This is a genomic window from Halorubrum miltondacostae (genome assembly GCF_041379815.1).
GTDB lineage: Archaea > Halobacteriota > Halobacteria > Halobacteriales > Haloferacaceae > Halorubrum > Halorubrum miltondacostae.
On sequence record NZ_JBEDNY010000004.1, the window covers coordinates 214,439 to 232,414 of the forward strand.

18 protein-coding genes are annotated in these 17,976 nt (G+C 70.4%); 12 read left to right on the forward strand and 6 right to left on the reverse strand.

What is annotated here, in order from left to right; all coding sequences use genetic code 11:
* Positions 1-176 precede the first annotated feature (176 nt).
* From ABNG04_RS13170 to ABNG04_RS13185, 4 genes are all read left to right on the forward strand, one after another.
* Positions 177-1,742, forward strand: coding sequence for a Na+/H+ antiporter NhaC family protein (locus ABNG04_RS13170; protein ID WP_371162862.1), 1,566 nt, complete (start codon positions 177-179; stop codon positions 1,740-1,742).
* Positions 1,739-2,011, forward strand: coding sequence for a DUF7513 family protein (locus ABNG04_RS13175; protein ID WP_371162863.1), 273 nt, complete (start codon positions 1,739-1,741; stop codon positions 2,009-2,011). Before ABNG04_RS13170 ends, ABNG04_RS13175 begins: the two co-directional genes overlap by 4 nt.
* A 499-nt stretch (positions 2,012-2,510) precedes the next feature.
* A complete protein-coding gene (locus ABNG04_RS13180) occupies positions 2,511-3,194 on the forward strand; it encodes a PHP domain-containing protein (protein ID WP_371162911.1) in 684 nt (227 codons plus the stop codon).
* A gap of 5 nt (positions 3,195-3,199) precedes the next feature.
* Complete coding sequence (locus tag ABNG04_RS13185; RefSeq protein ID WP_371162912.1) at positions 3,200-4,426, forward strand: asparagine synthase C-terminal domain-containing protein; 1,227 nt, start codon at positions 3,200-3,202, stop codon at positions 4,424-4,426.
* A 259-nt stretch (positions 4,427-4,685) separates the two neighbouring features.
* Here the strand turns inward: ABNG04_RS13185 and ABNG04_RS13190 are convergent, their stop codons facing one another.
* Entirely contained in the window at positions 4,686-5,366 is a 681-nt protein-coding gene (locus ABNG04_RS13190) for a uracil-DNA glycosylase family protein (protein ID WP_371162864.1), read from the reverse strand.
* Between the two features lie 360 nt (positions 5,367-5,726).
* Here ABNG04_RS13190 and ABNG04_RS13195 point away from each other — a divergent pair, with 360 nt between their 5' ends.
* Positions 5,727-5,894: a hypothetical protein gene (locus ABNG04_RS13195; RefSeq protein WP_371162865.1), complete on the forward strand. Its 168-nt coding sequence runs from the start codon at positions 5,727-5,729 to the stop codon at positions 5,892-5,894.
* 257 nt (positions 5,895-6,151) lie between these two features.
* Positions 6,152-6,883 carry an archaeal proteasome endopeptidase complex subunit beta gene (psmB, locus tag ABNG04_RS13200; protein ID WP_371162866.1) on the forward strand — a complete coding sequence of 244 codons (732 nt, stop codon included), beginning with the start codon at positions 6,152-6,154 and terminating at the stop codon, positions 6,881-6,883.
* A gap of 129 nt (positions 6,884-7,012) precedes the next feature.
* On the opposite strand, the gene ABNG04_RS13205 is transcribed toward psmB, so the two are convergent.
* The 3 genes from ABNG04_RS13205 to ABNG04_RS13215 form a co-directional block, all read right to left on the reverse strand.
* Positions 7,013-7,753 (reverse strand): protein sorting system archaetidylserine synthase, encoded by a 741-nt coding sequence (locus ABNG04_RS13205; RefSeq protein ID WP_371162867.1) that lies wholly within the window; start codon positions 7,751-7,753, stop codon positions 7,013-7,015.
* A gap of 102 nt (positions 7,754-7,855) precedes the next feature.
* Complete coding sequence (locus tag ABNG04_RS13210; protein ID WP_371162868.1) at positions 7,856-8,908, reverse strand: Brp/Blh family beta-carotene 15,15'-dioxygenase; 1,053 nt, start codon at positions 8,906-8,908, stop codon at positions 7,856-7,858.
* 255 nt (positions 8,909-9,163) lie between these two features.
* Positions 9,164-9,544 carry a SlyX family protein gene (locus tag ABNG04_RS13215; RefSeq protein ID WP_371162869.1) on the reverse strand — a complete coding sequence of 127 codons (381 nt, stop codon included), beginning with the start codon at positions 9,542-9,544 and terminating at the stop codon, positions 9,164-9,166.
* A gap of 178 nt (positions 9,545-9,722) precedes the next feature.
* Between ABNG04_RS13215 and ABNG04_RS13220 the strand changes: the two genes are divergently transcribed.
* Together ABNG04_RS13220 and ABNG04_RS13225 are read left to right on the forward strand one after the other, a co-directional pair.
* The gene (locus tag ABNG04_RS13220) at positions 9,723-10,502 is read left to right on the forward strand and encodes a bacteriorhodopsin (protein WP_371162870.1); all 780 of its coding nucleotides are present in this window, start codon (positions 9,723-9,725) and stop codon (positions 10,500-10,502) included.
* A 71-nt stretch (positions 10,503-10,573) separates the two neighbouring features.
* Entirely contained in the window at positions 10,574-10,789 is a 216-nt protein-coding gene (locus ABNG04_RS13225) for a hypothetical protein (RefSeq protein ID WP_371162871.1), read from the forward strand.
* Positions 10,790-10,888: 99 nt separating this feature from the next.
* On the opposite strand, the gene ABNG04_RS13230 is transcribed toward ABNG04_RS13225, so the two are convergent.
* Positions 10,889-12,946 (reverse strand): AAA family ATPase, encoded by a 2,058-nt coding sequence (locus tag ABNG04_RS13230; RefSeq protein ID WP_371162872.1) that lies wholly within the window; start codon positions 12,944-12,946, stop codon positions 10,889-10,891.
* A 205-nt stretch (positions 12,947-13,151) separates the two neighbouring features.
* Between ABNG04_RS13230 and ABNG04_RS13235 the strand changes: the two genes are divergently transcribed.
* The 4 genes from ABNG04_RS13235 to ABNG04_RS13250 all read left to right on the forward strand — a co-directional run bounded on the left by ABNG04_RS13235 (position 13,152) and on the right by ABNG04_RS13250 (position 17,649).
* Positions 13,152-15,152 carry a bacterio-opsin activator domain-containing protein gene (locus ABNG04_RS13235; protein WP_371162873.1) on the forward strand — a complete coding sequence of 667 codons (2,001 nt, stop codon included), beginning with the start codon at positions 13,152-13,154 and terminating at the stop codon, positions 15,150-15,152.
* 34 nt (positions 15,153-15,186) lie between these two features.
* Positions 15,187-15,699, forward strand: a complete 513-nt coding sequence (locus tag ABNG04_RS13240; RefSeq protein WP_371162874.1) for an SRPBCC family protein — start codon at positions 15,187-15,189, stop codon at positions 15,697-15,699.
* A 111-nt stretch (positions 15,700-15,810) separates the two neighbouring features.
* Positions 15,811-16,947 carry an SPFH domain-containing protein gene (locus ABNG04_RS13245; protein ID WP_371162875.1) on the forward strand — a complete coding sequence of 379 codons (1,137 nt, stop codon included), beginning with the start codon at positions 15,811-15,813 and terminating at the stop codon, positions 16,945-16,947.
* 90 nt (positions 16,948-17,037) lie between these two features.
* Positions 17,038-17,649, forward strand: a complete 612-nt coding sequence (locus tag ABNG04_RS13250) for a winged helix-turn-helix transcriptional regulator (protein WP_371162876.1) — start codon at positions 17,038-17,040, stop codon at positions 17,647-17,649.
* A gap of 31 nt (positions 17,650-17,680) precedes the next feature.
* Here the strand turns inward: ABNG04_RS13250 and ABNG04_RS13255 are convergent, their stop codons facing one another.
* A complete protein-coding gene (locus ABNG04_RS13255) occupies positions 17,681-17,935 on the reverse strand; it encodes a DUF7123 family protein (RefSeq protein WP_371162877.1) in 255 nt (84 codons plus the stop codon).
* Positions 17,936-17,976: the final 41 nt, after the last annotated feature.

Below are 17,976 nucleotides of genomic sequence, written 5' to 3' on the forward strand. Positions count from 1 at the left end.
CGAGTCGGATCTACAGCTGTGCTGTTCCCGTTGAGACGGTCGCCGTCGGGGGTCTTAAGCGTGTTCTTGTCCCGCGGCGGAGCGGCTCCGTCGGGCGACCGTCCCCCATACCGTCTGACGGAGCGGACACAGGGATTTACGTGGGGCGTCGGTCTGCGGAGGGGTGTGAGCGACAAATGACTGAGACGAGAGCCGGGGCCCCGCCCGCGACCGACGGCGGTGACCCCCCGGACGGCAGCGAGTTCGGCGTCGGCGACGAAGCGAGCGACGACCCGCGGATCGAGTTCCGCGGGGGGAAGTGGGCGAGCACGGTCCCGCTCGTCTTCTTCATCTGCTGGGCGATCTTCCAGAGCGGCGTCCTCGGGATCGGCGACACCAACGGGCTCGTCGTGGGCGCGCTGGTCGGGACGACGCTCGGGATGTTCCTCGTCCGCGGCGACTGGAAGGCGTACGCCGACACGATCTTCGAGGGGATGACCCAACGCGTGGCCGCGACCGCCATCGTGGCGTGGCTGTGGGCCGGGATGTTCGCCGAGACGCTCCAGGTCGGCGGCTTCGTCGAGGGGCTCATCTTCGCGGCCGACGCGCTCAACGTCGGGGCCGCGACGTTCCCCGCGGCGGCGTTCGTCCTCTGCGGGCTCCTCGCGACCGGCATCGGGACGGGGTACGGGGCGACCGTCGCGTTCGTGACGCTCTTCTTCCCGGCCGGCGTCCTCATCGGCGCGAACCCGGTGCTGCTGTTCGCCGCCATCCTCTCCGGGGCCGTGTTCGGCGACAACCTCGCGCCGGTCAGCGACACGACGATCGTGAGCGCGGTCACGCAGGACGCCGACATCGGCGGGGTGGTCGCCTCGCGGTTCAAGTACGCCATCTCGGCTGCGGTCCCCGCGCTGGCCGCGTACCTGATCGCGGGGTCGGTCATGTCCGGCGTGGCTCTTGAGGGGGCCGTCGCGCTCCGCGAGTCCGCGAACGCCCTCGGGCTGGTCCACCTGCTCTCGATGGGGACCGTCATCGTCACCGCGGTCGCGGGCCGCCACATCGTCGAGGCGATCTCGTGGGGGCTGCTCGTGGCGATCGCGTTCAACCTCCTGTTCGGCCTCGCGAGCGCGAGCGACATCGTCGCGTTCACCGTCACGGAGGCCGGCGCGCTCTCCGGGCTCCCGGTCGTCGAGGTGGGCGAGACGGCCGGCGTCGGTGGCAGCCTCTACGCCGGCGCGGTCGGGTTCTTCCCGCTCATCGTCCTCACCCTCCTCATCGTCGCGATGGCACAGATCATGATCCGCGGCGGCGGCTTCGAGGCGATCCAGACGGCGCTCCTCGACCGCGTCGCGACGACCGTCCGCCGGGCGGAGCTGACGATGGTCCTCGGCACCGCGACGATCAACGGAATGATCACGATAAACACCGCGGCGGAGATCGCGATCGCCCCGTACGTCGCCCGTATCGGCGAGAAGTTCAACATCAACGGCTACCGGCGCGCGAACATCTTGGACGCCAACACCTCCGCGCTCGGCTACATCTTCCCGTGGGCGGGCGGCGTGTTGGTGGGGTATCAGGTGATGGTCGGCCCCGACGGGCTCGGGGCCGAGTACGGCCCCGAGATGGTCGTCAACCCGATCGAGGTCGTACCGTACGTCTTCCACGGCTGGTTCCTCCTCGCCATCTTCATCCTCGCCGCGATCACCGGCTTCGGGCGGGAGTACATTCCCGACCGCGCCTCCGAGGAGGTGTCGCGCGCGTGAGCGTCTTCGACAAGTTCCTCGCGGGCTGGTCGTTCCGCGGGTCGACGCCGGAGTACGCCGCCGGCGACGTGATCGAGGTGATGGTGACCGGCGACGGCGACCGACCCGACGAGGTCGTCGCCCGCATCGGCGACTCGACGCTGCGGATCGCCGACGCGCCGGCGGACGCGGTGAACACGCGGGTCGTCGTCGAGGTGGAGTCGTGGGACGGCTCGGCGCACGCCGGGCGGGCGACGTACCGGAAGACCGTGGGCGAGAGCGCGTTCTAATCGAGATTCGACATTTTTGGATTTCGTCTCGTGGGTTTCGCGGTTCCCTTGTAGATGGCCGATTGCGGATCGACCGCGAACGCCGCCAAAGCCCCAGCCGTGAGGACTCGATGCGCTCGCCGTGGTCCTCGGCGCTCACTGTGTTCGCGCCTGCGGTCCTTGCGTCGCGCGTCTTCGTTCTCGCGGCTGCCCCTTCGAGTCCCACCCCGACCGCGACCGCACAGCAACCGCGCCTCGCGCCGCCCCAACCTCGCGGTTCGCGCTCTGCGAGCGCTCACCGCGTCCAGCGAGGGACCAGAGGTCCCTCTGGCAGCCGGCGCTACGCGCCGGCGACCGCGCGCGTGCTCCTCACGGCCGCCTTCGACGGCCGCTCGGCGGCACGCGCCACCGCGATGGACGCTTAACTATCACATCGTCGTATTGGGGTTCAGCCGCCGCGAACCGACCGGAACGGGCTCGAACCGGGGCGCTTTTTATGACCACGCTCGAACTAACGGACGTGCTATCGGTCGAGCTCCACGCGCACTCCGCGCTGTCGTACGACGGGCGCGACCCGGTCGACCTCCTCTTGGAGCAGGCGGCCGCGGTCGGGCTCGACGCGCTCGCCGTCACCGACCACGACGAGATCGACGCCAGCGTCGAGGCGGCCGAGAAGGCCCCCGACTACGGCCTCGTCGGCATCGTCGGCATGGAGGTGACCTCGGCGGTCGGCCACGTCCTCGCGTTCGGCATCGAGGAGCGCGTCGAGAGCGGCCTCCCCTTCGACGAGACCCTCGACCGGATCCGCGAGCAGGGCGGGATCGCGGTCGTCCCCCACCCCTTCCAGAAGTCCCGCCACGGCGTCGCCGCGCACATCAGCGAGGCGCAGCTCGCGAGCGCCGACGCCCTCGAAGTGTACAACTCCCGGCTGTTCACCGGGCGCTCGAACCGGCAGGCGGAGAAGTTCGCCGTGCGCAACGGCGTCCCGATGACCGCCGGCAGCGACGCCCACATCTCCGAGATGGTCGGTCAGGCGGTGACGGAAGTGGGCGCGGACGAGCGCTCCGCGGCCGCGATCCTCGACGGCATCGCCGACGGCCGGACGAGCGTCGTCGGCAAGCGCACACCGTGGCGCGTCTCGCTGCGGCAGTTTGGCGGGGGAGCGAAGCGCCGCGCGCTCCGCGCCATCGACGCGATCCGGTGACCCCGATGTCGCCGCAGCACTTCGCGGCCGACGGCGGCTCGACCCTCCGCGGACTCCCCCCGGACCGCGTCCGCGCCGCCCTCCGCGACGGCGACCCCCTCCCCGGAGGATGCGGCTTCGCCGGGCTGCTGGCCGACCCGCCGGACCGCGAGGGACCGGTCCTCGTCCGCGACGTCCTCGGCCGCCAGCCGCTGTTCGTCGAGCGTGACGCTCTGGATCCGGCGACTGAGCACCGGCCGACCGCGCCCGGCGCGTGGGACTTCGACCGCGACGCGCTCGACGACCCGGAGCCGGTCCCGGCCGGCGGCGTCGTCTCGACTGCCGGCACCGAGCGCGTCTGGCGGCTCCCGGAGCCGGCGGCGACCGCGGACCGGGAGTCGGCGCTGGCGGCGGTCGAGGACGCCGTGAGCGCGGCACTCGACGACCTCGTCCCCGGAGCGAATACCGCCGAGACCGACGGCGGCGACCTCGCGATGGCCTTCTCCGGCGGCGTCGACTCCGGGCTCGTCGCGGCCGCAGCGCCCGAAGCACCCTGCTACGTCGCGGGCTTCGAGGGGAGCCACGACGTCGATGCGGCGCGCGCGGCCGCGGAGGCGATGGAGCGCGACCTCCGGGTCGTCGATATCACGCACGACGACCTCACCCGCGCCGTCCGCGCGGTCGCGGGCGCGACCGGTCGGCGGAACCCGATGGACGTCGCCATCGCGGTGCCGCTGTTCCTGACGGCCGAGGCGGCCGCGGCCGACGGGTTCGACCGGCTCGCCGTCGGCCAGGGCGCCGACGAGCTGTTCGGCGGCTACAGCAAGGTCGTCGACCCCGCCGAGGACCCCCGCGTCGAGGCCGACACGGTCCGCGGCGCGCGGACCGAGACCGTCCGCACGCTGCCCGACCAGCTGGCGCGGGACGTGCTCGCGCTCCGCGCCGCCGGGGTCGAGCCCGTGACGCCGCTGCTCGACGACCGCGTGGTCGCCGCCGCGCTGGCGCTCCCGGACGACCTGCTCGTCGACGGCGACGAGCGCAAGGTCGCGCTCCGGCGCGTCGCGGCCGGGCGCGTCCCGGAGTCCGTCCGGACCGCGGATAAGAAGGCGGTCCAGTACGGCACGTACGTCTCCCGCGAACTCGACCGGCTCGCGCGGCGGGCCGGTTACAAGCGACGGATAGACGACCACGTCGGCAAGTACATCGACGCGCTGTGTAGCGAGGAAAAACCGGCCGGTGAGGGCCGGAACTGACCAAGTCGCCGCGGGGAGTACCAGTCCTGCGGCCGACGCCCGATCGTTCGGGCGTCTGTGTACAGATCGACAGGACGGATATAAAATCCGAGCAGTAGCGACAAATATGACACGTTCGGCGGCAGGCAGAAAACGATCGGTCGCGGAGCCGACCGATTACTGCCGGATCGGCGCATTGGCGACACCCTTTGCCGGAGAAAGCGCACGTCCATCCGAGCGGAAACCGACCGGTCCGCGGTGACCTGAGGCGATCGCGGCGTCAGCGGACGAGGTACGGGTCGTGGCCCGCGACGAAGCGACCGAGGTCACTCTCGCGGCGGAAGTCCGTCGACCGGAGCTCCCGGAGCGAGTCGACGAGCCGGTCGGCGTCGCCGTCGGTCCAGTCGCCGGGGTGTTTCACCGGCACGACGAGCCAGCCCGCGCCGAGCAGCTCGTCGCCGTGGAGCGCGTCCATGTCGACCTCGGTCTTCCACGCCCGCGCGGTGTAGCTCTCCAAGACGTGTTCGGTCGCTCGCGCGCCCACCGGGAGCAGGACGTGGGCCGCGATGGCGCGGAGCTCCGCGTCGAAGAACCGCTCCATGTCGTCGTACGACTCCTCGTCCGGGGCCGACTCGCCCGCGCACATGTGGAGGTACGAGAGGAACGTCCGGTCGGTCCGGACGGGGTCGACCGCGGTCGGGTCGCCGTCGGTCGCGACGCCGTCGGGGGCGACGCCGGGGGCGAGCCCCGCGATCAGTCCGGCCTCGGAGAGCGCCGACAGGAACGCGGGCGACCACGGCTCGCCGGTGAAGGGGACTCCCGCCGCGGTCCCACCGTGGACGCCGGGACGGTCGCCCACGACGTGGAAGTCGGCGTTGGCGTCGCCGTAGCCCGGGACGAACGAGGGGCAGTCGGGACGCATCCCGAATGGGTTCCGGATCTGGTCCGTGACGTTCTTCACGCGACACGGTAGGTGCGCATTCGGTTAAATCCCGTTCGGTCCGGGGCGACCCGGTCCGCATCCGGCTCAGCGGGTCGCGCCGGGCCCGCCAGGCGGGTCGCTCCGCACCCGCTAGACCGGGTCCCACCGCGCCGTCCCAGAGACGCTGATGCGAGGCGCATGAGCCCTCGTGGATTCTCATAAGTTATGCGAATGAACGTCGTCCGACCGGCTTGGGGTACGCGTCGATCGGCCCGGAGCGATGGAAGTTTCAGGATCGTTAATCAACGACCGGAAACCGCAAGACAGCGGCGGATCGAGTGCGGCGCCGGGCACGGAAGATATTTATATACCCCTCCACTGGGGTGTGACAGAAGTTCAATGTTCGACCGCATCCGTACCGCGGCCCTCTTCGGGCTGCACCAAGCGTCCGTCGCCGTCGGAATCTCGCTGTTCCCGGTGGCCGTCTTCGCGCGTCAGCACCTCGGCGTCAACGTCCCCATCGGTCGGCTTGTCGAGACGACCACCGAGGCCGTCGACGAGGAGTGACCCCGCGCCGACAGTAGCTCGTTCTCCGCGACCGACCCAACGCCGAGCGACCGCGAAGCCGTTCTTCGAGCCGCGATCCCACACCGCGCTCCTCGCGCCCGCCGTGCCCCCACAGCGCCCGCTCCGAGGTCCGCCGTGCTCCGGCCTCTCCCGCCGCAGTCCGCCGGTCCTCACCCGGCGACGGATAGGCCCGTCGGAACCGGTCGGCGGTCCCCGAAGGGTTGCCTTTATCAGCGCGCCGGGCGAATGTAGGCGTAATGCGAACACCGACTGGCGACCTCTCCGACGGGCCCGCAGCCGACCTCGGCCGCGACCAGCCCGTCTTCGGACCTGAGCTCGGCGAGTTCGAACACAGCGAACGCCGCGCCGCGAAGGCGGACGGCGAAGGCGAGATGAAGACGGGGACCACGACCGTCGGCATCAAGGCCGAAGACGGCGTCGTGATGGCGACCGACATGCGCGCTTCCCTCGGCGGCATGGTCTCCTCGAAGGACGTCCAGAAGGTCGAGGAGATCCACCCGCGCGGGGCCTTGACCATCGCCGGCTCCGTCTCGGCGGCCCAGAACCTCATCTCGACGCTCCGCGCCGAGACGAGCCTCTACGAGGCCCGCCGCGGCAAAGACATGTCGATGGAGGCGCTGTCGACCCTCACCGGGAACCTGCTCCGCTCCGGGGCCTTCTTCGTCGTCCAGCCCATCCTGGGCGGCGTCGACGACGAGGGCGCGCACATCTACTCCATCGACGCCCTCGGCGGCACGACCGAGGAGGAGTACACCGTCACCGGCTCCGGCTCCCAGTACGCGCTCGGTGTCTTAGAGCAGGAGTACGACGACGACGTCACCATCGACGAGGCGAAGACCATCGCCGCGAAGGCGATCCAGTCCGCCGTCGAGCGCGACCTCGCCTCCGGCAACGGGATCAACGTCGCGGTCGTCACCGACGACGGCGTCGACATCACCCGGTACAAGGAGTTCGACGACCTCCTGTAAGCGCTCGGCGACGCAGACCCGTCGAATCCCCGTCTCTTCGATCTTTGATTTACTCCGACGAGCGGAAGCGCCGTCCATTTCTGCGCTGTATCGACGCCGACAAATGCCGGTCGCCGCACCGGACCGGGCTCACCGGCGGAGACTCGGCGGGGCCTGGATGCCGTCGCCCCAGTAGAAGCGCGGGCCGAGGAGGAGGTAGCCGGAAGAGAGGAACAGCAGCGCGAACGCGAACCCCTCGCCGATCCACGCCGGGAGCGCGCTCGTCGCCATGTGGCCGGCGGGGGTGAGGATCACCGCCGCCTGGACGACGCCCATCACGAGCGCGTCCTGCGCGTGGAGGTCCGGGTACCGCACCGTCGACCCCATGAGCAGCGCGAACGCCGCCGTCGCCGCGACGAGGAGCGGCGGGGCGGTGTAGCCCGCGATGACGGCCGCCGCGAGCACCGTCGCGGCCAGCGTGGTGGGAACGCCGACCGTCTCTCGCGCCCCGTCTTCGTCGACCGTGTAGAGCCCGAGCCGGGCGACAGCGGCGGCGACGAACAGGCCGCCCGCACCGAGGCCGGCGGCGACGAGGACGGGGTCAGTCGCGAACGAGCGCCCGTCGCGGACGACCGCCGCCACGAGCGCGGCGGGGGCGACACCGAAGGAAGCCACATCGGCCAGCGAGTCGAGGTACGGGCCGGCCGGCGTCGACCCGCGGTGGCGGGCGACGACGCCGTCGAGCCCGTCCGCGACCGCGGCGAGGAGGACGAGCCGGGCCGCGAGCGCGACGTCGACCGTCGCGGCGACGACGGCGAGGAAGCCGACGGCGGCGTTGGCCACGGTCACCGCGTCCGCGAGCCCGAGCCGCCGAGCGAACCGCAGAGGCATACCGTATCGGTCGACGAGCCGGGTTTTAGGGCTTGTTATCTCGTCGACCGCGGGCCGTTCGCGTCGGAGGAACGCGCGTTCCGCTGGCGCGTCCGTCCGCGTTCAGGGCACGTACCAGATGCCGCGCCCGAAGTCGAGCCACTCGCCCACGACGACGTGCGGCATCGCGATGACGCAGACGAAGATGGTGTAGAAGGCGACCGCGCCGGAGAGCAGCGACCCGCCGGCGAGGGGGTTCGGCGCGACGGTCCACAGGGCGGCTGCGACGGTCGCCGTGACCAGCGCGCCGACGACGAGGACCCCCCACGCGACGACGAGCGAGACGCCCTCGGTCCGGTCCGGCTGCTCCTGTTCGACGACCATGCTCCGCGCCGACTGCCGGAGCGAGTACCACAGCGGGAAGTAGAGCCCGATGGCGACCACGACGGGCACGAGCGCGAAGTACGCGACGAGCAGCAGCGTCTCGGCGGCGTCGAGGAGCCACGACCGGCTGACGCCCCCGGTCGAGCGCAGGCTGGTGACGAGGCCGCCGCCGAGGTGCGTGACCACGCCGAGCCCGAAGACCGCGCCGAGCGCGGTGGTGAAGGTCTCGGGGTTTGAGGCGGCCGGGCCGGCCAGCCGACCGTCGAAGACGCCCAGCATGATGCCGGTGAAGCTGTAGTAGGTCTCGGTCCAGAAGACGGCGGGGACGATCATCACGGCCCCGCCGCGGATCAGGGCGGCAAGCGCCCGCTGCGGCTTGGTCGGGAGGTGCTCGGTGCCGACCAGCGCGTCCATCACGCGGAGGTCGCCGTGCCCTCCCTTCGCGACCGCCGTGCCGAACGCGAGCGCGAGCGCGGGCAGCGGCGCGACGACGAACAGCGCCACGAACGACGCGACGAAGCCGATGTAGAGCCCGACGTACCGCGCGCCGAACGGGAGCCCCCGCCGGCGGAGGTTCGAGAAGTGTTCGTATCCCCCGTGCGGGAGGTTCAGGGCGACCATCCCAACGAGGTAGGCGATCATCTGGGTCCGGAGCGACAGTTCGGTCCCGGCCGCGGACAGCGCGCCGAACCCGACCGCGAGCAGGAGCAACGCCGCGCGCGACGCGCCGATTGCCGTCCGTTCCGGTTCTCCGAGAAGCCGCCGCACCGGACTCGCCGTCGACGTAGCCATGGTCGCACGTACGGTCGTTACGGGGTTAGGGCCTCGTCGCCATTATTCGGTTTTTTATAAGACTGCGCCGCGGTGGTCAACGCCGAGAGCCCGAACCGGGACGGTCGACGGCCTCAGTCGGGACGGTCGATGACCTCAGTCGGGACAGTCGATCGGCCGAGTTGGAGCGGCCGACGGCCCGAAAGGACGGTGCTAGTCGACGGAGGGTACTGGTCGATCGAGCGGTCCTCGTTTGAACGCCACACGCGGACGCGATCAGTACGTATGGATCACTTCGCCGCAGCGGTTACACTCGATCGTGTCCGACCTGAACAGGCGCTCCTTCTTCTCGGTGGGGCCGTTACACTCGGGGCAGACGCCGAGGTTCCGACCGTCGGCGACGCGGGCGGACAGGTCGAGGAACTGGTCTTCGAGCTTGTCGATCTGCTCCGACTGCTCCTCGACGACGGACTGGAGCTCCTCGATGGTCTCGTCGCGCTCTTCGACCGCGGTGGACAGCTCGTCGATGCGCTGCTCGTACGCGTCGATCGCCTCGACGTCGATGGTGACGTCGTCGGCCGTCTCCGTCTCGGCCTCTCGCTCCGTGGTAGTCTCCGTGGTCGATTCCGCTTCCGCCTCGGTGTCGTTGTCTGCCATACGAGAGTAGATGTGCCCCAGGGTCATTACTTTCGGGCCGACTACGTTCCCCTCGGTAGGTGGTGCGCCGGGGGACGCGACCGCCGAAGCACCCCCGCGATCGGTCGCCGGGGGACGGCCATACCTGACTGGGTTGGCATCGATCTAAATAGGGTATATGCTATATGTAGAAGTGGGTATGGACCCGATAGCGCTACAGGCGGGATTCGACCTCCTCGGCGATGGTCGTCCCGAGACACTCTGGTTGGGTATCGGCACGCTACTAATGATCATCGGGACCTTCTACTTCATCGCCCGCGGTTGGGGCGTGACAGACAAGGAGGCCCGTGAATACTACGCGATCACGATCCTCGTGCCGGGGATCGCTTCGGCCGCGTATCTGGCGATGTTCTTCGGCATCGGTGTGAGCGAAGTCGAACTCGCCAGCGGAACGGTGCTGGACATCTACTATGCCCGGTACGCGGACTGGCTGTTCACGACGCCGCTGCTGCTGCTCGACCTCGCCCTGCTGGCGAAGGTCGACCGCGTCACCATCGGGACGCTCATCGGCGTTGACGCGCTGATGATCGTCACCGGTCTCATCGGCGCACTGTCGAAGACGCCGCTCGCGCGGTACACGTGGTGGCTGTTCAGCACGATCGCGTTCCTGTTCGTGCTGTACTACCTCCTGACGAGTCTGCGTAGCGCCGCCGCGCAGCGCTCTGAAGCGGTCCAGAGTACTTTCAATACGCTGACCGTGCTGGTCGCCGTCCTCTGGACGGCGTACCCGATCCTGTGGATTGTCGGGACCGAGGGTGCCGGCGTCGTCGGCCTCGGCGTCGAGACCCTCGCGTTCATGGTGCTCGACGTGACCGCGAAGGTCGGTTTCGGGTTCGTCCTGCTCCGCAGCCGCGCCATCCTCGGCGACACCGAGGCGCCGGAGCCCTCCGCGGGCGCCGATGCCCAGGCCGCGGACTAACGGTCGACCCGTCGACCGTTCGGTAACCGTATCGCATCGCACTAACCGACTTTCACCATTCATTTTTTGATATGACTGACACCAACGCTCAACAGACACCGGTACTGAACATGCGATCCGTCGTCGGGCTCGCCGTCTGCCTCGTGATCGCTCTCTCCGGGATCTTCCTGATCCCGACGTTCGAGTCTCGCGCGGGATTCGGCGTGACGTTCTGGACGATGGCAGCGATGGAGCTGCTCGCGATGGTCGGCGTCGCGTACTTCGTCCTCAACCTCCACGAGGAGTAAACCGCACGGCGGCCCGCCGCCGTCGCGGGGCGTCGCCGTCGGCTCGTAAGCGCCGCCAGCGACGCTCTATCTCCGCCGGGGACGTCCCGGCGGACCGAACTAGTCCGTCGCTCGCTCGGCGTCGCCACGCCCGTCGCGGGTCGACGGCGATGTCTCGGCGAGCGCGCGCTCGAAGTGATCGCGCCCGACCGTCGGCTCGACGGGCGGACCGTCGTCGACGATCGCGTCCTCGATCGCGAGCAGGCCGGCCTCCCTGACTAGTGCCGCGATGTCGCCGCCGCTGTACCCGGTGGTACGGTCGGCGAGGGCGTCGAGGTCGACGCCGGACGCGATCGGCATCTCGCGCGCGTGGATCCCGAGTATCTCGCGGCGCGCGTCCCGGTCCGGGAGCGGCGTCTCAACCGACTTCTCGATGCGGCCGGGGCGGAGCAGCGCCTCGTCGATGTTGTCCGGGCGGTTCGTGGCCGCGATCACCACGACGTCGGTGAGCGGCTCTAACCCGTCGAGCTCGGTCAGGAGCTGCGAGACCACGCGCTCGCCGGCCCCCGTGTCGTCGCCGCGACGCTTCGGCGAGATGGCGTCGACCTCGTCGAAGAAGACCACGGCGGGCGCGTTCTCCCGGGCGGTGGCGAACAGGTCGCGGACCGCCTGCTCGCTCGCCCCGACGTACTTGTCGAGGAGCTCGGGCCCGTTCACCGGGATGAAGTTCGCGTCGCTGAGGCTCGCCGCCGCGCGGGCGAGCAGCGTCTTGCCGGTCCCCGGCGGCCCGTAGAGGAGCACGCCGGACGGGGGGTCGATCCCTATCGCCGCGAAGCGGTCGGCGTACTCCAGGGGCCAGTACACCGCGCGCACTAGCTCGCGCTTGGCCTCCTCGAGGCCGCCGACCTCGTCCCAGCCGACCGCGGGGAACTCGACGGTGACCTCGCGGAGGCCGGTCGGCTCGGTCTCGTCGAGCGCGTCGTCGAAGTCGTCCATCCGGATGGCGGTGCGGCCCTCGCGGCGGACCGCGCGCTCTAAGGCGGCGTCCGCGAGGACGGCCAGGTCGGCGAACACGTACCCGTTGAGCCGCGCGGCGACGGCGTCGAAGTCGACGTCCATCGCGAGCGACGCGCCCTCGCACAGCGACTCGAGCGCGTCGCGCCGCTCCGCGGTCGTCAGCGGCTCGACCTCGATCTCGCGGTCGAACCGCCCGCCGCGGCGCAGCGCTGACGGCACGCTGCCGGGGTCCGTCGTCGCGCCGATCACGACGGTCCGGTCACCGGCGCGGAGCTCGTCGACGGTCGATCGGAACCGGTCGGCCAGCGCGCCGCCGCCGTCGTCGGCCCCGAGCGCCTCGAGGTCGTCGAGGAGGACCACGGTCGGCTTGCCGGCCGCGACGGCCTCGACGACCCGCTCGAGCCCCTCGGACTGGTCGCCGGCGCGCTCGCCGCGGAGGCGCGCCGCGGAGACGCGGACGAGCGCCGCGTCGGTCGCGGCCGCGACGGCTTCGACGAGCGTCGTCTTCCCCGAGCCGCGCGGCCCGTGGAGGAGCAGCCCGAGCGTCGGCGAGCCCGCTGACGCGAACGTCTCCGCAGCGTCGAACCGGGTCGCGACCGCCTCTCTGAGCCGCTCGAACGTCGCGGTCTCGACGACGTCGTCGTCCCTCCCCGGGGACTCGTCGACGACGGCCGGCTTCCCGTCGTCGGCCGCGACGGTGATCTCGGTCCCGCCGCCGACGACCGCGGGCGAGGAGGGGGTCACGGCCCGCACGTCGAACCGGAGCGTGAGCGCGCCGCCGAGGCGGGTGACCTCGACCTCGTCGCCGACGGCGACCACGCGGCGGTCGAGCCGCTGGCGGATGGCGTCCTCGCTCCGTTCGAGGTCGACCGACTGCCGGAGCCGCAGAGTGAGCGACGACGCGACCGGCAGGTCCGACGCGCTCACGGTCGCGGTGTCGCCCGGTTCCAGCCCGGCGGTCCGACGGAGTCGCTCGGGCACGAAAGCGGCTTCCGGCCCATCGTCGACCGCGACGACGGAGGCGACGACGCGGTGCGCCCCCTCGACGACGACCGAGTCGCCGAGGCCGACGCCGAGGTCGGCGAGGACGGCGTCCGGGAGACCGATCCGGTCGCCGGGGACCGACGTGGGCGGCTCTCGGACCGGGACGCGCACGCTCATCGTTTGCGGGTTCGGGCGGGAGATGTACCTGTACGGGAGATAGTCGACACCATACGTCGATCTCACGCCTACCGATCCTGAAGTAACCACGGCCTGACTGGACAGTCGAGTCGGGTCGGCACCGGCGAGTCGGCGGACCGTGGGTCGGTTTCGGCGCGTCCCGAGACCGGCAAGCATTAACCCCTATCGGTGTGAACGGATCGCCATGGCGAACGCTCGGGCTCTCCTCGTCCACCCGGAGGAGGGGAGCGATCGGATCGAGACGGCCCTCGGTGCCGCGGGGTTCGACGTGACCCGCACGGACACCGCGGCCTCCGCGGTCGCGAAGGCGACGACCGGGGAGTACGACTGCGTCGTCAGCGAGTACGCGCTGCGCGGCGACGACGGGGTCGCCCTCGCGACCGCGATCGAGGAGTCCGACGCCGGCGTCCCGATCGTGATGTTCACGGAGACGGACGAGGAGGGCGTCCCGGAGGCCGCCTTCGAGAACGGGGTCGACCGGTTCCTCCAAAAGAACGGGTCGGCGTCGATCGACAAGTTAGTCTCGGACGTCACGACGGTCTGTTCGGGGGTCCCGACCTCCGAGCCGCGGCAGGACGTCTCGGAGCACGAACCGTCCGCGGCGGAGGTGACGCGGGCGGTCGAGGACGCGCCGATCGGGATCAGCATCAGCGATCCGGACCTCCCGGACTACCCGCTCGTGTACGTCAACGACGCGTGGAAAGACCATACCGGGTACCCGATCGAGGAGGCGCTCGGGCGCAACCCCCGGTTCCTCCAGGGGCCGGGGACGGACCCGGAGACGGTCGAGAAGATCGCGGAGGCGCTCGGGAACGAGGAGGAGGTGACCGTCGAGATCCGGAACTACCGGCGCGACGGGACGCCGTTCTGGAACGAGCTGACGGTCGCGCCGATATACGACGAAGACGGCGACCTGGCCCACTACGTCGGCTTCCAGAACGACGTCAGCGAGCGGAAGGAGGCGGAGCGGCTCGCGCAGGAGCGCGCCGAGAAGCTCGCGACGGAAAGGCGCTCGCTCGACAGGGTCCTCGGCCGAGTGAACGGACTGCTCAGCGACATCAGCCGCATCCTCGTCGAGAATCGAGACCCGAGCGTCATCCCGGCGCGCGTGTGCGAGACCATCGCCGGCGAGCCGGGGTACGCCGGCGGGTGGATCGGCGAGGTCTCCTCGGCGACGGGCGAACTGGAGATACGCGCCGCGAGCGGCCTGTCGGTCGAGGCGGGCGCGACGTTCGACCTCGACGAGACGCCCGAGGAGGTCCGGGAGGCGCTCGAGAGCCAGGAGCTTAGCACCGGGTCGATAGAGCACGCATCCGACGGACCGCTCGAACCGGAGAGCGCCGGCGGCCGCCGGCTCCTCGTCGTCCCGCTCACGTACGGAGAGCGACAGTACGGCCTGCTGGGGATCTACGGCAGCGGCGCGGACGTCCTCGACCGTCGGGAGCGGAAGGTGTGCGACTCGGTCGGGAAGATGATCGCGAACGGGCTCCACTCGCTGGAGACGACGAAGATACTCACGACCGACCGCGTCGTCGAGATCGTCGTCGGGGTCCGCGACCCCACCGCGTCGCTCGCGCAGATCGCCGACGCCGTCGGCAGGGAGGTCACGCACCTCGGGACGACGCGCCTCGACGACGACGCCTGCGAGCTGTACTTCCGCGTCGACGGCGAGGGCGTGAGCCTCGACGAGCTGGAGTCGCTCCCGCTGGTCGAGTCGATGCGGACGGTCTCGGAGACGAACGACGGGGCCAGCTTCGCCGTCACCGTCACGGAGTCGCCGCCGCTCACACAGCTGGCCGACCACGGCGTCGTCGTCTCGGAGGCGACCGCCACGGCCGACGGGGCGACTCTGACCATCGAGGCCCCGCCCGAGCACGACGTCCGGTCGATCCTCGACGTGTTCCGCGGCGAGTACGAGGGGGTCGAGCTCCGGTCGCGCGTCGAGCGCGAGAGCCGGGACCGCACCGTCGCGGAGTTCGCGGCGGCGGTCGACGAGCGCCTCACCGAGCGGCAGCGCGCCGCGCTGAAGACCGCCGAGCTGAACGGCTACTTCGAGTGGCCGCGGCCGGTCGACGGGTCGGAGATCGCAGAGCGGATGGGGATCACCCGACAGACGTTCCACCAGCACCTCCGCGCCGCGGAGCGGAAGCTGGTCGAGGCGTACGTGAACCCCCGGTCGAACTGATGACGCGGGACCTGCCGCGGGGGAGCGCCGACGCGTGACCGACGATCGTCCGGAGTCCGGCGGCGAACCGACCGACGAGGCGAGCGACGCGTCCGTCGCGGGTGACGACCCGTTCGCCGCGAGCGACGCCATCGTCGTCGCGGCCGCCCCCGAGACCGTGTTCGCGTTCCTCGACGACCCGGCCAACCACGCGGCGATCACGCCGGGCCTCACGGACGTCCGGGACGTCGAGCCGCTGGCGAACGGCGGGAAGCGCCTCGCGTACACCTACCGGATGGCGGGGATCGGGATCGACGGCGAGATCGTCCAGACGGTCCACGAGCCGCCGGAGCGCCACGTCTTCGAGCTCCGCGGGCGGCTCACCGGCACTATCGACCTCCGGCTCGAGCCCGCCGACGGCGGGACGGAGCTGACGTACGCCGCGACGTACGGCCTCCCGGAGAACGCGCTCACTAGGGTCGGCTCTCCCGTGATCCGCCGGTTCAACGAGCGACAGCTCCGGGCGGCGCTGGAGAACGTCGCGGCCGAGTTCGACGGTGGCGAGTGACGCCCCGGCGAACGCGCCGCGACCGGTCCGCGGCGCCGCGACCGGGGGACTGCGAGACGGTGTGCCGTCGACGGGCGAACTATTAACCGTGGGATAGCCTAACTGGGGGGCATGGAACCGATCACCCTCCAAGCTGGCCTCGGCTTCGGGCTCGTGGGCGTCGGCCTGCTCGCGCTCCTGCTCGTCGTCGTCACGCTCTGGCAGTCGTTCGAGATCGTCGACGCGTACGAGAAGAAGACGCTCACCGTGTTCGGCGAGTACCGGAAGCTGCTCGAGCCGGGCATCAACCTCATCCCGCCGTTCGTCTCCCGCACGTACCCGTTCGACATGCGGACCCAGACGCTCGACGTCCCCCGACAGGAGGCGATCACGCGCGACAACTCGCCCGTGACCGCCGACGCGGTCGTCTACATCAAGGTGATGGACGCGAAGAAGGCGTTCCTCGAGGTCGACGACTACAAGAAGGCCGTCTCGAACCTCGCGCAGACCACCCTGCGGGCGGTCCTCGGCGACATGGAGCTCGACGACACGCTGAACAAGCGCCAAGAGATCAACGCGAAGATCCGCAAGGAGCTCGACGAGCCCACCGACGAGTGGGGGATCCGCGTCGAGAGCGTCGAGGTCCGCGAGGTCAACCCCTCGAAGGACGTCCAGCAGGCGATGGAGCAGCAGACCTCCGCCGAGCGCCGCCGCCGCGCGATGATCCTCGAGGCGCAGGGTGAACGCCGCTCCGCGGTCGAGCAGGCTGAAGGTGACAAGCAGTCCAATATCATCCGCGCGCAGGGGGAAAAGCAGAGCCAGATCCTCGAAGCGCAGGGGGACGCGATCTCGACGGTCCTCCGCGCGCGCTCCGCCGAGTCGATGGGCGAGCGTGCCATCATCGAGCGCGGCATGGAAACGCTCGAAGAGATCGGCAAGGGCGAGTCCACGACGTTCGTCCTGCCGCAGGAGCTCACCAGCCTCGTCGGCCGCTACGGCAAGGCTCTCTCCGGCTCCGACGTTCAGGAGATGGAGGGGCTCGACGGGAAGGAGTTCGACGCCGACACGCGGAAGATGCTCGGCCTCGACGACATCGACGAGATCCTCGGCCAGATCGAGGAGTCCGCCGAGATGAACGTCGAGGAGTTAGAGAAGGAGGCCGAGGCCGTGAAGGCGGGCGACGCCGGCGCGAGCATCAGGTCCGCGGACGAGGTCATCCAGGAGATGGACGACGAGGAGGCAGCCGCGGAAGTCGAGAAGGAACAGTAGGTCGGCGCGGAGCGCCGCCGGACCACCGGTTCGCCACCGCGATCTGACCCGAACGAAGTGTTTTTGTCAAGGCGTAGGCTAGTACTTGCCGTGACAGAGGGGTTCGACGGACGGAAACGCGAGACGCTCCGCCGCTTCGCCGCGGTCGGAGCGGCCGCGCCGTTCGTCGGCACCGCGAGTGCGGACGACGCGAGCGAGGACACGAACGAGACCAGGGAGGCGATCCGCGGCTACGTGCCGACGACCCCCGGCGCGCACTTCTCGAAGCTCCGCGACGACCTCCGCCTCGGCACCGGGGAAGCGCAGTACCACCTCCGGAAGCTCGAGGAGGCAGGCGCAATCGAGTCGGTGAAGGACGCCGACTACCGCCGGTACTTCCCGGCGGGCCGGTTCGACGAGACCGACAAGCGGGCGCTCGGCTACCTCCGCCGGGAGACGCCCCGCGGGATGATCCTCGCTCTGCTGCGCGACCCGGACGCAACGGGGGCCAGCCTCGCCGGCGTCCTCGGCGTCTCGCGGCCGACAATAAGCTCCGCGGCTGCCGATCTAGAGGACGCCGGCCTGCTCGACCGGACCGACGGCTACGCGCTGACCGAGCCGGAGCGGCTGCTCACGCTTGTCGTCCGGTACGCCGACTCCTTCGACGCCGAGGCGGTCGCGTTCGCCGACGACGCCGCGTCGCTGGTCGCGTACGCCCCCTAGAAACCGCCGCGTCGCGGGTACAGATTCCTGGTCAGGTCGTGACCATCCACGTCGTCCCGGAGGAGTACCCCCACTTTTCGACGTCGATGTCGGTGGCCGCGTCGACGACCGCGCTCATGTTCGCGCCGACCTCCTTCGCCGAGAGGTCGAGGTCGTCGGCGATCAGCCGCGATTTGAAGTACGTCCGGTCCGCGGCGTTCTCGCGGAGGTAGCGGAGGATACGCGCTTGTTTCGCGGAGAGGCCGGCCGATTCGGCTGCGACCGCGTCTAGGTGAGCCGTGCTCATACCGATACCACGGCAGCACCCCGCATAAGGCGGTTGGTAGG

Coding starts and splice junctions, on each gene's coding strand:
- ABNG04_RS13170 (WP_371162862.1), top strand. CDS start 177: ATGACTGAGACGAGAGCCGGGGCCCCGCCCGCGACCGACGGCGGTGAC.
- ABNG04_RS13185 (WP_371162912.1), top strand. CDS start 3,200: ATGTCGCCGCAGCACTTCGCGGCCGACGGCGGCTCGACCCTCCGCGGA.
- ABNG04_RS13195 (WP_371162865.1), top strand. CDS start 5,727: ATGTTCGACCGCATCCGTACCGCGGCCCTCTTCGGGCTGCACCAAGCG.
- psmB (WP_371162866.1), top strand. CDS start 6,152: ATGCGAACACCGACTGGCGACCTCTCCGACGGGCCCGCAGCCGACCTC.
- ABNG04_RS13205 (WP_371162867.1), bottom strand. CDS start 7,753: ATGCCTCTGCGGTTCGCTCGGCGGCTCGGGCTCGCGGACGCGGTGACC.
- ABNG04_RS13210 (WP_371162868.1), bottom strand. CDS start 8,908: ATGGCTACGTCGACGGCGAGTCCGGTGCGGCGGCTTCTCGGAGAACCG.
- ABNG04_RS13215 (WP_371162869.1), bottom strand. CDS start 9,544: ATGGCAGACAACGACACCGAGGCGGAAGCGGAATCGACCACGGAGACT.
- ABNG04_RS13220 (WP_371162870.1), top strand. CDS start 9,723: ATGGACCCGATAGCGCTACAGGCGGGATTCGACCTCCTCGGCGATGGT.
- ABNG04_RS13225 (WP_371162871.1), top strand. CDS start 10,574: ATGACTGACACCAACGCTCAACAGACACCGGTACTGAACATGCGATCC.
- ABNG04_RS13230 (WP_371162872.1), bottom strand. CDS start 12,946: ATGAGCGTGCGCGTCCCGGTCCGAGAGCCGCCCACGTCGGTCCCCGGC.
- ABNG04_RS13235 (WP_371162873.1), top strand. CDS start 13,152: ATGGCGAACGCTCGGGCTCTCCTCGTCCACCCGGAGGAGGGGAGCGAT.
- ABNG04_RS13245 (WP_371162875.1), top strand. CDS start 15,811: ATGGAACCGATCACCCTCCAAGCTGGCCTCGGCTTCGGGCTCGTGGGC.
- ABNG04_RS13255 (WP_371162877.1), bottom strand. CDS start 17,935: ATGAGCACGGCTCACCTAGACGCGGTCGCAGCCGAATCGGCCGGCCTC.